Annotated in this window: 10 protein-coding genes; 6 read left to right on the top strand and 4 right to left on the bottom strand. The window is 61.3% G+C overall.

Annotation, left to right across the window (positions count from 1 at the left end; genetic code table 11):
- Positions 1-194 precede the first annotated feature (194 nt).
- A complete protein-coding gene (locus BV82_RS20745; protein WP_010221092.1) occupies positions 195-1,322 on the bottom strand; it encodes a branched-chain amino acid ABC transporter substrate-binding protein in 1,128 nt (375 codons plus the stop codon).
- A 363-nt stretch (positions 1,323-1,685) separates the two neighbouring features.
- Between BV82_RS20745 and BV82_RS20740 the strand changes: the two genes are divergently transcribed.
- Complete coding sequence (locus BV82_RS20740; RefSeq protein ID WP_010221093.1) at positions 1,686-1,991, top strand: DUF2288 domain-containing protein; 306 nt, start codon at positions 1,686-1,688, stop codon at positions 1,989-1,991.
- A gap of 179 nt (positions 1,992-2,170) precedes the next feature.
- Here the strand turns inward: BV82_RS20740 and BV82_RS20735 are convergent, their stop codons facing one another.
- Positions 2,171-4,351, bottom strand: coding sequence for a hypothetical protein (locus BV82_RS20735; protein WP_010221094.1), 2,181 nt, complete (start codon positions 4,349-4,351; stop codon positions 2,171-2,173).
- A 201-nt stretch (positions 4,352-4,552) separates the two neighbouring features.
- Here BV82_RS20735 and BV82_RS20730 point away from each other — a divergent pair, with 201 nt between their 5' ends.
- Positions 4,553-5,440, top strand: a complete 888-nt coding sequence (locus BV82_RS20730) for an NAD(P)-dependent oxidoreductase (protein WP_010221095.1) — start codon at positions 4,553-4,555, stop codon at positions 5,438-5,440.
- Here the strand turns inward: BV82_RS20730 and BV82_RS20725 are convergent.
- Positions 5,340-7,616 (bottom strand): putative bifunctional diguanylate cyclase/phosphodiesterase, encoded by a 2,277-nt coding sequence (locus tag BV82_RS20725; RefSeq protein WP_010221096.1) that lies wholly within the window; start codon positions 7,614-7,616, stop codon positions 5,340-5,342. The two genes, BV82_RS20730 and BV82_RS20725, sit on opposite strands and share 101 nt — an antisense overlap.
- A 278-nt stretch (positions 7,617-7,894) precedes the next feature.
- Between BV82_RS20725 and BV82_RS20720 the strand changes: the two genes are divergently transcribed.
- The gene (locus BV82_RS20720) at positions 7,895-9,247 is read left to right on the top strand and encodes a spinster family MFS transporter (RefSeq protein WP_036996626.1); all 1,353 of its coding nucleotides are present in this window, start codon (positions 7,895-7,897) and stop codon (positions 9,245-9,247) included.
- Positions 9,248-9,361: 114 nt separating this feature from the next.
- Here the strand turns inward: BV82_RS20720 and rapA are convergent, their stop codons facing one another.
- Positions 9,362-12,208, bottom strand: coding sequence for an RNA polymerase-associated protein RapA (gene rapA, locus BV82_RS20715; protein WP_010221098.1), 2,847 nt, complete (start codon positions 12,206-12,208; stop codon positions 9,362-9,364).
- A 119-nt stretch (positions 12,209-12,327) separates the two neighbouring features.
- On the opposite strand from rapA, the gene BV82_RS20710 reads away from it, so the two are divergent.
- The 3 genes from BV82_RS20710 to BV82_RS20700 all read left to right on the top strand — a co-directional run bounded on the left by BV82_RS20710 (position 12,328) and on the right by BV82_RS20700 (position 13,673).
- The gene (locus BV82_RS20710) at positions 12,328-13,014 is read left to right on the top strand and encodes a M949_RS01915 family surface polysaccharide biosynthesis protein (protein ID WP_036996625.1); all 687 of its coding nucleotides are present in this window, start codon (positions 12,328-12,330) and stop codon (positions 13,012-13,014) included.
- Positions 13,015-13,105: 91 nt separating this feature from the next.
- On the top strand, positions 13,106-13,435 hold the full coding sequence (locus BV82_RS20705; protein ID WP_010221100.1) for a hypothetical protein: 330 nt from the start codon (positions 13,106-13,108) through the stop codon (positions 13,433-13,435).
- Positions 13,436-13,511: 76 nt separating this feature from the next.
- Positions 13,512-13,673 carry a hypothetical protein gene (locus BV82_RS20700; RefSeq protein ID WP_010221101.1) on the top strand — a complete coding sequence of 54 codons (162 nt, stop codon included), beginning with the start codon at positions 13,512-13,514 and terminating at the stop codon, positions 13,671-13,673.
- Positions 13,674-13,740: the final 67 nt, after the last annotated feature.

The following is a 13,740-nucleotide window of genomic DNA, read 5'->3' as shown; positions in this document are numbered from 1 at the left end:
CTGGTGGGGATGCCCCCGGCCCGGTCTTGTGGTCTTGGCCACTTCGGCACAGGCAACTGCCAGCGAACCGCTGGTGACGGTTTTAAGATTTTCAGGTGAACCTGCTCCCGGATCGCGGGAATCAGGCCCATGAACCTCGTAAAACAAAGCCCACTGCTCGCACAGTGGGCTTGTAGTCATATAGTCAGACGGGATTACTGAGGAGAAACTTCGGTTTTAGGTTTGCCGAAATGCCATTCGTAGACCACGAATTTGAAGTCTTTCAGGTCGCCCTTGGCGTCGTACGACAGGTCGCCGGTCGGGGTCTTGAAGGTACCGGCGTGGATGGCCGCAGCCACCTTGTCGGAGTCTTCGGACTTGGCGGCCTTGATGCCTTCGGCGATCAGCGTGACAGCCGAGTAGGCCGGGAACACGAACGGGCCGCTAGGGTCTTTGCCGTCGGCCTTGATGGCGTCAACGATGGCCTTGTTCGCAGGGTCGGCGTCGAAGGACTTGGGCAGGGTGACCAGCAGGCCTTCGGAGGCGTTCTGGGCGATTTGCGAGATGGAGTCGTTACCGACACCTTCCGGGCCCATGAACTTGGCTTTCAGGCCTTTTTCCTGGGCTTGGCGCAGGATCAGGCCCAGCTCTGGGTGGTAGCCGCCGTAGTAGACGAAGTCGACGTTGGCTTGCTTGAGCTTCTGGATGATCGAGGAGAAGTCCTTGTCACCGGCGTTCAGGCCTTCGAACACGGCAACCTTGGTGCCTTTGCCTTCCAGGGTCTGCTTGACCGCGGTGGCGATGCCTTCACCGTATTGCTGCTTGTCGTGCAGCACGGCAACCACTTTCGGCTTGACGTGGTCGGCGATGTAGTTGCCAGCGGCAGGGCCCTGGGCGCTGTCCAGGCCGATGGTGCGGAAGACCAGCTTGTAGCCGCGAGCGGTGATTTCCGGGCTGGTGGCAGCCGGGGTAATCATGATCACGCCTTCGTCTTCGTAAATGTCGGAAGCGGGTTGGGTGGAGCTGGAGCACAGGTGGCCGATCACGAACTTGACGCCATCGTTGACCACTTTGTTGGCGACTGCCACGGCCTGTTTAGGGTCGCACGCGTCGTCGTATTCCTTGGCTTCAAGCATCTTGCCGTCGACGCCGCCCTTGGCGTTGATGTCCTTGATGGCTTGTTTGGCGCCAACGAACTGCATGTCGCCGTACTGAGTGACCGGACCGGTTTTCGGGCCGGCGATGCCGATCTTGATGGTATCGGCTGCAAACGAATGGCTGGCAACCCCGGCCAGAACCATTGCGGCAAACAGCTTGGAAATCTGCTTAGTAGCCTTACTCATAGTGCTCCACTCATTCTGTTGTAATTTTTATAGTCCTGGCGGCCAGAGCTTGAGGACCGGATCAGGTTCCGTGGGAGGCCACGCCTCGTCACGGACCCGGATAACCCCCCGGATTGGCCCTGGCAACTGTACCGGTACAGTGTAGAGCGCTGCTTTGTCGCTTGAAAAGCAGGCCCGCTGGGGCAAAAACCAGGGGTGTCGCCTAATCGACAGAAAGTTACATAAACGCGCCACTGCTTTGCCTGTTTCACTGGCCGAGTCCGGGCATTTACCACCTTGTCGATCAATTACTTATTTTGAAACTGGGTTTTTCTGCAAAAATACCGACCTTTATTGCGGTCGAATTATTTCTGGTAGGAACCCATGACTGATCAACCAAGCACCCTCTATGCCAAATTGCTCGGCGAGACAGCAACAATCGAGTGGAAAGCGCTGGAGCGTTTTTGGGCCAAGGGTGACCTGATTTGGGTCGACCCGAGCCTGGACCTGATCGAAGTTGCGCAGGCAATGGCCGAAAACCGTAGCGAAACCTTTGCTGCATGGCGTAATGCTGGCACTGTCGGCGCGGTCACTACAGAGCAGGCGCTAGACCTTCAGAGCCGCGATCCAGAGATCTGGGCAGTGGTGGTTTCGCCGTTTATCGTGATTCAGGAAAAGACCAACGGCTGATCGCGCGCCAAAATGGTGCGTGAAAATGCACAGCAAGAAGGTTTTGGTGCTCGGGACTGTTCAGCCGGGGTGGCTGTTGGTAACAGTTGAGTGTGCCGAGAGAGTGCGGTAACAGTCTGATCGCGGGGCAAGCCCGCTCCTACAAATGTAGGAGCGGGCTTGCCCCGCGATGCTTTCAATCAGTAATCCACTTTGCCGGTGTGGCTGTTCAACGAGATCACCCGGGTCTTGCCGATACGGTGACGGTAAATCTCCCGCAGGTACTTCACCGCTTTCTTCACGCATTCGCGTGACAGCCGGATGTCATTGATCGAGACGAACTTGCTCTTGTCGTTGATCAGCTCGCGGTACTTCTTCTCGTACATCGGTTTGATCGCATACCAGTTGGTATCGAGAATCTTCGCCGGGTTTTCGAACTCGTTGAGCAGGTCGTCGATGCGGTCTTCGTCGAAGGCCTCGCTGGTGATGAACTCGAGGATGGCGTTGTCCAGGGTGTCGTCGAAACGGTACGGATTACGCGCGAAGCAACGCTTGATGAAGGCCACGATCAGGGTCAGGAAGTCGTCCGACAGGCACGGGCTCTTGGCGATCAGAGTGGTCAGCGAGAGGTTGGCCGAGGCGCCGATGACCAGCGCGTAGCGCTTGAGCGTGGTGTTGGGGAACAGGCTGTTGAGGTGCGTCTTGAGCCGGTTCAGGTCCATGTACGACAGCTTGTAGTCCTTGGGCAGCGACACGATCGACACCACCGACGAACAGTTCTTGAAGAAGTGCAGGTCGTGCAGCGCTGCCGCGTCATAGCCGGAGGCCTGGTACTGCTCGAGGGCGGCGCGGTAGCGCCGGGACTCGATCGGCAACAGGCTGATGCCTTCGATCGCCTGGGTCACTTTGTTGAAGTGCGGCAGGTCGATGGAGCGGAAGAACAGGTCGTCGATGTTCAACCGTGGCTGTTCTTTCTCGAACACTTTGAATTTGTCCGAACTTGGCGACGGCTGTTCCGGTACCACCGATTCGGCATAGGCGATGGCCACGGGGCCGGCCAGGCTCATGAACAGGTCGTTGGCATCCAGGCGGATGGTTTCGCCAATGTCGATGCCGGCGCGACGGAAGTAGTTCTGGTCGTAGTCGGTGGTCACCGCCTGGGCGGTGAGGATGTTGAAGATCTGCTGGGAGATGTACTGGTTGGCGTGCTTCTCCATGGCATTGACGTCGATGTTCTGGATGTTGCCGTCATCGTTCTCTTCGGCGTAACGCATGATGTCGTTGGAGATCAGCATCATGGCGTTCCACGGGCGGATACGGCCCATGACGCTGGCTTCGCTGCTGTCTTCATTGTCGAAGTTGTAAGAGAAATCCCATTCCTCTGACAGGTACTTACACAGCAGCCGGCCAGCGTTGATGTGCAGGGCTTCGGACATTTCACTGCGGTGATCGGAAATGTTCGGCAGCACGCAGATGCCGCTGGTGAAGATCGGCTCGAAGACAAACGAATGGCCGCTCTTGCCGTCGTTCTCGTCGGCCGGCTTGGTATCGAAGGTCTTGTTCATGTACGAGTATTGCTGGGCCAGGCCGAACTCCGATGCCATCCCCGAGCCGGTACCACCGCCGGCGCTGAAGATGTAGAAGTACAAACGCGACTGGTTGGCCTTGATCCCGCAGGAGTCGATCAGGTACGAGTGGATCAGCTTCCAGTCGGCGCTGGAAAAACGGTGGGTTTCCTTGTTGAGGATGATCTTGGCCAGGTACTGGCCGAGAATCGGCGCGTTACCGGCACCCCCGGCATGGACTTCCGAGAGGTCCATGATCTTCATCTTGCTGTAATCGCGGATAAAGCCGCTCTTCTCGCCCTTGCGCGAGAAGCGGATGCGCCCGGCGATGTCCTTGTCCAGGTCACCGAGCATGACCAATGGCTCTACCAGGAATACCGGTTTGGTGCCCTTGTTCTGCACCAGGCGCAGGTTGTTGCGAATCCAGCGTGCCGGGCTGTAGTTCGGTTCGTTGCCCGCGCGGTCTTCGTTGTTGAATTCGTTGAGGTAGAAGGTCCTGGCGTTGTATACAAGTTCTGCGACATCCAGGGCGATGTTCGAGCCACAGCGACCCAGGCCAATCAGGCACACCGAAGGGAACTGCTGGTCCAGGCGCAACTGGGCGTCGTCTTCGACGTGCACGCTGGGCGGGAACACCAGATCGCGCAGGCCGTCGAGGTTGTCGAGGATGCGCTGGATATCGGTTTCGGTGAAATACAGGTACTGCTGCGGGTTAAGCGCCCGCGGGCTGTAGTAACTCGAGCCGGGAGCGCTGTACGCGGGAGTGGATGAAGTCAGCTCGGAAACCGCGTTGGCAGAAGTAGTCTTGGAGGTCATTTTGCGCCATTTGCCTGGGGGTGGGTGGCTGTTCTAGTAGGTAGCATAGAGCCATCACTGGATGAGGTTCGCGACTGTATCAGTGCGCATTTGGCGTGAGCGATAGGGGTTAACCCTAGGCCTTTGTAGGAGTTTTCCTTGCCACGCCTGCAAACTGAATCGTCCGATCAGTCAACTTCTTTAATCTGTCTGGAGCTGTACATGAGCACTGCACGTCCTTCGTTGGGGTTTGCCGGTATCGGTCTGATGGGCTTGCCGATGTGTCGGCGGCTGTTGGCGGCGGGTTATCCGCTGACGGTGTGGAACCGCTCAGCGGACAAATGCGCCGAACTGGTGAAGGCCGGTGCCCGCCAGGTGGCGACCCCGGCCGAGCTGTGCCAGCACGCCGATGTGTTGATGCTGTGCCTGGCCGACACGGCGGTGGTGCGCGAGGTGGTGTTTGGCGAACAGGGCATCGTCGAGGGCGGCAAGGCCGGCCAGTTGCTGGTGGATTTCTCCAGCCTCGAACCGACAGCCACCCGCGAGATGGCCCGCGAGCTGGCAGCGAAGACCGGTATGAGCTGGCTCGATACTCCGGTTTCCGGCGGCACCCCGGGCGCCGAAGCCGGCACCCTGGCGATCATGGCCGGTGGCGCGGTGCCAGACCTTGAGCGGGTACGCCCGGTGCTGCTGACCCTCGGTCAGCGGGTCACGCACATGGGGCCGGTAGGGGCAGGGCAGGTGACCAAGGCTTGCAACCAGATGATCGTTGCCTGCAACGCGCTGGTGATTGCCGAGGTGGTGGCGCTGGCCGAGCAATCGGGAGTCGATGCCAGCCTGATCGCCGAAGCGCTGGCCGGTGGTTTTGCTGATTCAAAGCCGCTGCAGATACTCGCCCCGCAAATGGCCGAAAGCCGCTTCGAGCCGGTCAAGTGGCACGTGCGCACCTTGCTCAAGGACCTCGATAGTGCGGTGAAATTCTCCCGCGAACAGGCTTCGGCGACGCCGATCAGCGGCCTGGCCGCCCAATTGATGCGCTTGCATGGTAGTCAGGGCTATCTGCAAAAAGATCCGGCGACGCTGATTGATCTGTACCGGCATAAGGATTGAAGCTGCTCTGCCTCTGCTGATGGCGCTGGTTGAGCTCGCCAAGGATCGGCCGCAGTTCGCCCAGCGGCACTGGCCGGCTGAGCAGGTAACCCTGGACGAAGTCGCAGCCTTGCTGGGCGAGGAACTGGTACTGCTCGACGCTTTCGACGCCTTCGGTGATCACCTGCAGGTGCAGGGTGTGAGCCATGACAATGATTGCCTGGACGATTTCCATGTCCGGTCGGCAACGTGGCACTTCCTGGATGAACGAGCGATCGATCTTCAGCGTGTCCAGCGGCAGGCGCTTGAGGTAGGCCAGTGACGAGTAGCCAGTGCCAAAGTCATCGATTGACAGCGATACGCCCTGGGCGCGAATGCCCTTGAGCAGGGCGATGGTGTTGTGAATGTTGCCCATCAGCGCGTTTTCGGTGACTTCCAGTTCCAGCTGGCGCGCCGAGATCCCGGCCTGGCGCAGGGCATCCTCGATTTCACGGCCCAGCTCTTCACGGGCCAGGGTCAAGGCCGAGCAGTTGACTGTCACCTTGAGCCCGTCATACCCGTGGCGGATGAGCTGAGCCAGGTCTGCGCAGGCATGGCGCAGCACCCACAGATCAAGTTCGGCGATCAGGCCATTGGCTTCGGCAATACCGATAAAACGGTCCGGGCTGAGCAGGCCGTGCTGTGGATGTTGCCAGCGCACCAGCGCTTCGAGCTTGGCAACCTGACCGCTATGCAGGTCGAAAATCGGCTGATAGTGAATGCGCAGGCCATGCTCTTCCAGCAGGGCAATACGCAGTTCCTCTTCCAGTTGCAGTTCGAGGGTGGCGCGGGTTTTCAGGTTGCTATTGAAGAAGTTCAGGTTGTTGCGCCCGCAGCCCTTGGATTGGTACAGGGCCAGGTCGGCGTTTTTCAGCAGCTCTTCGCAGGTACGGCCGTCGTCGGGGAACACACTGATACCGATGCTGGTGGTCATCACCATGCGCCGCCCGGCCAGGTCGATCGGTTCCTTCATCTTCTGCATGATGCGCTGGGCCAGGTGCCGGGCTTCGTCGCGGCTGTGCAGGGCAGTAAGGATGCAGAACTCATCGCCACCAAACCGGGCGACCACGTCCTGGCTGCGGGTGGCAATCTTGATATGCGCGGCAATCACCTTGAGCAACTCGTCGCCAGCGTCGTGGCCGAGGCTGTCATTGATGCGCTTGAAATGGTCGATGTCGAGAAACATCACCGCCAGCATGCCGTCATTGGCCGTTTGTTCGGCCAGGCGCTCGGCGAATACCTGATTGAAGCCACGACGGTTGACCAAGTTGGTCAGGGCATCGTAATGGGCGGCCTGCTGCAGGGAGACTCGGGCCTGGTCGAGCTGGCTGAGCAGCACGTTGACCCGGCGCAGGTCGTGTTCCTTGCTTTGCAGCTTCTTGTCCGACAGTGCGGCGCTGATGCTGCTGGCGCTGATCAGCAAGGTAATGAAGGCAATGGTCAGGCTCAGTTGCAGGCTATTGTCGCTGACTGGCAGCGACAGCGGGGTATCGGGGGCGATCACCAGGGTCAATGCCGCCATCCCCAATAAATGGGTGCCGACAATGCCTGCAGCCATCAGCACGCTGGCGCCGTACTTCATCAATTGATAGAGGCTGCCGCTGCCATTGCGCAAATAGCGGGCGAACAGCAGTGCCGCGAGGCTGGTGGCGATGGCCGCGGCAACGGAAGCGGCAAACAGGTCGGGACGATAGAACTGCTGGGCGCTGGAGCGCATAGCCGCCATGCCGGCGTAATGCATGGCGATAATCCCCAGGCCGAAGCACACCGCCGCTTGCAGGTAATGGCGCGGCAGTAGCTCCTGGCGGCCCAGGGTATTCATGGCCATCCAGCCGGCCAGCAGCATGATCAGCAGCGAAGCGCCGGTCAGGGCGACGTCATAGTGCACTTCCAGTGGTGTTTGCAGGGCCAGCAGGCTGACGAAGTGCATGGCCCAGATGCCGCCGGCCAGGCAGCAGGCACCGAGCAGGCGCCACCGCCGCTGAGCCGCGGGCAACTCAACGTGGCTCAGGCGCTCGGCCATGTCGAGGGTGGCAAAGCTGCCGGCACAGGCGATCAGGAATGCAAGCAGCACCAGGTAGGGGTTATGCCTGCAATCGAGAAGGATCTTTCCGGTTGCCGGAAGTTCGGCGAGCATTTCTAGCCCCAGCCACTCCATAGCATCCCTCTTAGTCGAGTGTGCACTCGTCCCCCAATAGCCTGCTCGGAGACCGTTCTGCAGGAGTATAGGAACTCGGCATTAGTCCATCCTGATTAATGGCACATTGACTCCTACGATTTGGTCATTGAGGCAATAGCGCCGGGTTCTAAAACTGCAAATGCTTACAATTACCCGGTATCAGTGTGGTCAATGATGGCAGACAGATCGTCGAGGGCCCTCTAGATTCAGCTCGGCGTACTGGAAAGCCCCGAACAATAATAACGAGGGACTGATCGATGCAGAGCTCCACTCAAGCGGCGAACGCCTGGCGAATCCTGTTTCTGTTGTTTCTGGCCAACCTGTTCAACTTCTTCGACCGCACCATTCCCGCCATCATCATCGAGCCGATCCGCCTGGAATGGCATTTGAGCGATTTTCAGATCGGCTTGATCGGGACGGCGTTCACCCTGGTGTATGCGATTGCCGGATTGCCGCTGGGGCGCTTGGCCGACAACGGCTCACGCAGCAAGTTGATGGGCTGGGGGCTGATGGCCTGGAGCGGGCTGACGGCGGTCAACGGCATGGTCGGCAGTTTCTGGAGTTTTTTGCTGGTACGCATGGGCGTGGGCATTGGTGAAGCCAGTTATGCGCCAGCTGCCAACTCGCTGATTGGCGACCTGTTCCCCGCTGAACGACGGGCGCGGGCCATGGGCATCTTCATGCTCGGGCTGCCGTTGGGGTTGTTGCTGGCGTTCTTTAGCATCGGCGCCATGGTCCAGGCGTTCGACAGCTGGCGGGCGCCGTTCTTCATCGCGGCGGTGCCAGGGCTGTTGCTGGCGCTGTTCATGTTCATGATTCGCGAACCGGCGCGCGGGGCGGCGGAGCCGGTGGCGATTTCCCAGGCGCCGCTGGACCGGCCGTTGCGCCGGGTCCTGAGTGTGCCGACCTTCTGCTGGTTGGTGCTGGCCGGCCTGACTTTCAATTTCGCCACCTACGCGTGCAACTCGTTCATGGTGCCGATGTTGCAGCGTTACTTCCTGTTGTCGCTGCAGCAGGCAGCGGTGGCCACCGGGGTGATCGTCGGCTTGACCGGCTTGGTGGGCCTGACCCTTGGCGGCTGGATTGCCGACAAGCTGCACCAGCGCTTTGCCAATGGGCGCTTATTGTTTGGCGCCTTGAGCATGCTGATTGCAACCCTGGCCACCGCCTGGGCGCTGCATGCCGGGCGGATCGAGATCGGTGTGTTCGTGGCTGTGTTCGGCGTCGGCTGGTTGTTTGCCTACAACTTCTATACCTGCGTCTACACCGCGATTCAGGATGTGGTGCAGCCGCGTCTGCGAGCGACGGCGATGGCGTTGTTCTTTGCCGGGCTTTATCTGCTGGGCGGCGGCCTGGGGCCGGTGGTGGTCGGTGCGCTGTCGGACCATTTTGCCGTGGCGGCGATGCAGGCGGCGGGGCAGGTGCAGATGAGCGAGGCATTCAAGGCTGAAGGCCTGCATGGGGCAATGTACCTGATACCGGTGGCGTTGATGCTGACGCTGGTGTTCCTGCTGCTGGCCTCGCGGTGCTTTAGCCGCGATGCGCAGAGGATGAGGGAAGGGATGCTGGCAGACAGTGAGGGGGGCGCGGGCAAACTTGCGCAGGCCTGAGGGGCCTCATCGCCAGCAAGGCTGGCCCCCACAAGGTTCAATGTTTGCCTGCAATCTGCAGGTTGATAAAGATCCTGTGGGAGCGGGCTTTGCCAGCGATGAAAACGGCGCGGTTTATCCGGCGACCAACACCCGAATCGCTTCCAGGCGCAGCGCCGCTTTCTCCAGCATTGCCAGGCCTTGTTCACGCTGCTTGCGCAGGGCTTCGATTTCGCTGTCGCGTACGGTCGGGTTGACCGCTTGCAGCGCAGTCAGGCGCGCCAGCTCTTCGTCGGTTTCCGCCGCCAGGCGCTGCTGCGCTTGGGCAACACGCTCGGCATGGCGCGGCATGATCTTGGCTTCGCCGCTGTTGATCCGCGGCGCCAGTACGTCGCGCTGGGCCTGGATGAACTTGTTGGCGCTGGCCTTGGGCACGCTTTCGAGCTGGTCGTTGAGGGTTTCGAAGGACACCCGCGAAGCCAGGTCGTTGCCATTGGTGTCGAGCAGGCAGCGCAGGGCGGCCGGTGGCAGGTAACGGCCCAGTTGCAGGGCGCGCGGGGCCACCACTTCACTCACGTACAGCAGTTCCAGCAGCACGGTGCCGGGCTTGAGCGCCTTGTTCTTGATCAGCGCCACCGAGGTGTTGCCCATCGAGCCGGACAGTACCAGGTCCATGCCGCCCTGGACCATCGGATGCTCCCAGGTGATGAACTGCATGTCTTCGCGTGACAGCGCCTGGTTGCGGTCGTAAGTGATGGTCACGCCTTCGTCGTCGCCCAGCGGGAAGCTGGCGTCGAGCATTTTTTCGCTCGGCTTGAGGATCAGGGCGTTTTCCGAGTGGTCTTCGCTGTCGATGCCGAAGGCGTCGAACAGGGTTTCCATGTAGATCGGCAGGGCGAACTGGTCGTCCTGTTCGAGGATCGCCTCGACCAGCTCCTGGCCTTCACCGGCGCCACCGGAGTTGAGTTCGAGCAGACGGTCGCGGCCGCTGTGCAGCTCGGCTTCGAGGCGCTCGCGCTCGGCGCGGGCTTCGTCCACCAGCGCTTGCCATTCGTCATCGTCACCGCTTTCGAGCAGCGGCAGCAGGCGCGGGCCGAACTGATGCTGCAGGGCGTTGCCGGTTGGGCAGGTGTTGAGGAAGGCGTTCAGGGCCTGGTGGTACCACTGGAACAGCCGCTCTTGCGGGCTGTTCTGCAGGTGCGGCACGTGCAGTTCGATAGTGTGCTTCTGGCCGATCCGGTCCAGACGGCCGATACGCTGCTCGAGCAGGTCCGGGTGGGCGGGCAGGTCGAACAGCACCAGGTGATGGGCGAACTGGAAGTTGCGGCCTTCACTGCCGATCTCCGAGCAGATCAGCACCTGGGCGCCGAATTCTTCGTCGGCGAAGTAGGCGGCGGCGCGGTCACGCTCAAGAATGCTCATGCCTTCATGGAACACCGTCGCGGGAATACCGGAACGCACGCGCAGGGCGTCTTCCAGGTCCATGGCGGTTTCGGCGTGGGCGCAGATCACCAGGACCTTGACCCGCTTGAGCATCTTCAGGGTGTCGATCAGCCAGTCGACCCGGGGGTCGAAGCGCCACCAGCGCTCTTCTTCGCTGCCTTCGCCCTGGGACTGGAAGGCCACTTCCGGGTACAGCTCGGCGTGTTCGCCCAGCGGCAGCTCCATGTACTGGTCGGGGTTGGGCAGCGGGTAGGGGTGCAGGTTGCGCTCAGGGAAACCCTGGACGGCGGCGCGAGTGTTGCGAAACAGTACGCGGCCGGTGCCGTGGCGGTCGAGCAGCTCGCGGATCAGGCGGGCGCTGGCCTGGGTGTCGCCATCGTTGACCGCGGCCAGCAGGGCTTCGCCTTCGGCACCGAGGAAACCTTCGATGGTGGCGTGGGCCTGGGGCGACAGGCGGCCTTCGTCGAGCAGTTCCTGTACCGCTTCGGCTACCGGGCGATAGTGTTCGCTTTCGGCGCGGAAGGCGGCCAGGTCGTGGAAACGGTTCGGGTCAAGCAGGCGCAGGCGGGCGAAGTGGCTGTCCTGGCCCAGTTGCTCCGGAGTTGCGGTCAGCAGCAGGACGCCGGGGATGACCTCGGCCAGTTGCTCGACCAGGGCGTACTCGGGGCTGACCTGGTCTTCATGCCAGACCAGGTGGTGCGCCTCGTCGACCACCAGCAGGTCCCAGCCGGCGGCAAACAGCGCGTCCTGCGCCTTCTCGTCTTCTGTCAGCCACTCCAGGGCGACCAGCGCCAGCTGGGCATCCTCGAAGGGGTTGCTGGCGTCGCTTTCGATAAAGCGCTCGGCATCGAACAGCGCAACCTCAAGGTTGAAGCGCCGGCGCATTTCCACCAGCCACTGGTGCTGCAGGTTCTCCGGGACCAGGATCAGCACGCGGCTGGCGCGGCCCGACAGCAGCTGGCGATGGATCACCAGGCCCGCTTCGATGGTCTTGCCCAGGCCCACTTCGTCGGCCAGCAGTACCCGCGGAGCGATACGGTCGGCCACTTCCCGGGCGATGTGCAACTGGTGGGCAATCGGTTGTGCGCGGGTGCCACCCAAGCCCCAGAGCGACGACTGCAGCTGACGGCTGGTGTGCTCCAGGGTGTTGTAGCGCAGCGAGAACCACGGCAGCGGGTCGATCTGCCCGGCAAACAGGCGGTCGCTGGCCAGGCGGAACTGGATGAAGTTCGACAGCTGGGTTTCCGGCAGGGTGCGAGCCTGATTCTGGGCATCGAGGCCGTGATAGACCAACAGGCCATCGACGTCCTCGACCTCGCGCACGGTCAGCTTCCAGCCCTCGAAATGGGTAATCTGATCGCCAGGCGAGAAGCGCACCCGGGTCAGGGGCGCATTGCGCAGGGAGTACTGGCGGGTGTCGCCAGTGGCCGGGTAGAGCACGGTCAACAAGCGGCCGTCCTGTGCCAGAACGGTCCCCAGACCTAGCTCGGCTTCGCTGTCGCTGATCCAGCGTTGCCCCGGTTGATACTGCTGCGCCATACTGCCTGACTCCCGCCATGAAAAAGCCGACTATCTTAACGGATAGCTCTGTGCAGACCAAAGAGTCTAGCAACTTCATCGACGAAAACCGCTGTCGCCATTGAGGGCCCGATACAGCCATGCCGATCTCCAACCCGTGGTTCATCCGAACGCTGGCCGTGGCGGGACTGCTACTGCTGGGGGCCTGTGACAAGAAAGCTTTCGAAATACTGGCGCCGATTCCCCCCGGGCAGCTTGAGGCGCTGGGTGTGCAATCGCCCGTTCAGAGCGTGCATTACCGCGACCGCGAAGGTGAAGGCCTGCTGGTGCTCAGCCGCAACGATGACCAGGTCCGTGACGAAGAAACCGATCAGGACGTTGACCGGGTGCAGCTCAGCGCCACGCTCTACGGTCGCCAGGACGATGACAGCTTCAAGCCGCGCTGGAAAATCGAAAACGACACTACTTGCGCCGGGCTCGACCTGGATGTCGGCTTTTATACCGATGTCAGCGGCGTCAGCGATCTCAACAACGACGGCCTGGCCGAACTGACGGTTGCCAGCCACGCCTTTTGCGGCGGCGGTGTCGATCCCCTTGAACTGCATGTCGAGCTGCGGGAAGGCCAGGCCAGCTATGCTATCAATGGCCAGTCGCTGATCGCCATCGAGGGCGAGGAGCCTTTTGGCGGTGAGCGTGAAGACAGCCCGTCGCTCAAGAGCGCGCCGCAAGTGTTGCGCGATCACCTCAACGAGGTCTGGAACAAGGTGCTCAAGCGCCCGTGGAGCGAAAGCCAACCCACCCCGGCGGACGAGGCGGACGATCAGTAGCCGGCAATTGTGAAGCGGCCCGCACATTTTACCGGCACTGGCTCAAGGCCCATGGCCATCAGCCGACACACTGGCGACAGGAGATCATCCCATGCTGCCGCCCCTCATCCCGCTCAGCGCTGCACCCGTGACCCAGCAACTGGACCCGGTAAAGCCGACGCCAGATATCAAGCCCGTGGTCCCGGCCCAGCCTACTTCCAGCGACAGTACAATCGACCTCAAGCAGCGTGACCCGGAGCAGGCGGCGATCCTCTTGCGTGAGGAGCAGCGCCGTCAGCACCGCAGGCGCCAGTCGAGCCAGGATGAAGAACTGTACCAACCGCTGCCTGGCGATGAAGTCAACGCCGACAACACCGTACCGGTGGCGCCGTTGATAGGCGAGCAGCCACGCCAGGGGCTGCTGGTGGACATCGAAGTCTGAGGATACAAGCGCTACTGGTCAGCGCCGGCCGCAGCCTTCATCATTGCAGCACTGCAGTCAGCTTTCCGAGCCCACCATGAGCCAAGACGACAACCTGATCGACCTCGGTGCCGAACGTGCACGCCGGGTCCACGACCTCAATGAAAAGCGCCTGAACGAAGTTCGCCAGGCGTTCGAGCAGGCCATGCCGCTGGGCAAGGCGAAGAAGAAGCCCAAGGGCAAACCCAAGAAGCGTTGAAAACTTGATGCAGGTCAAGCCTGTACCCGCCTTGCGCGCCCGCTTCCGGGCGCTATTGACCTCGGTC

Source organism: Pseudomonas donghuensis, assembly GCF_000696345.2.
Classification (GTDB): Bacteria; Pseudomonadota; Gammaproteobacteria; order Pseudomonadales; family Pseudomonadaceae; genus Aquipseudomonas; species Aquipseudomonas donghuensis.
Note: the sequence above shows the minus strand (reverse complement) of the source record. Positions and strands in the feature narration are given on the sequence as shown.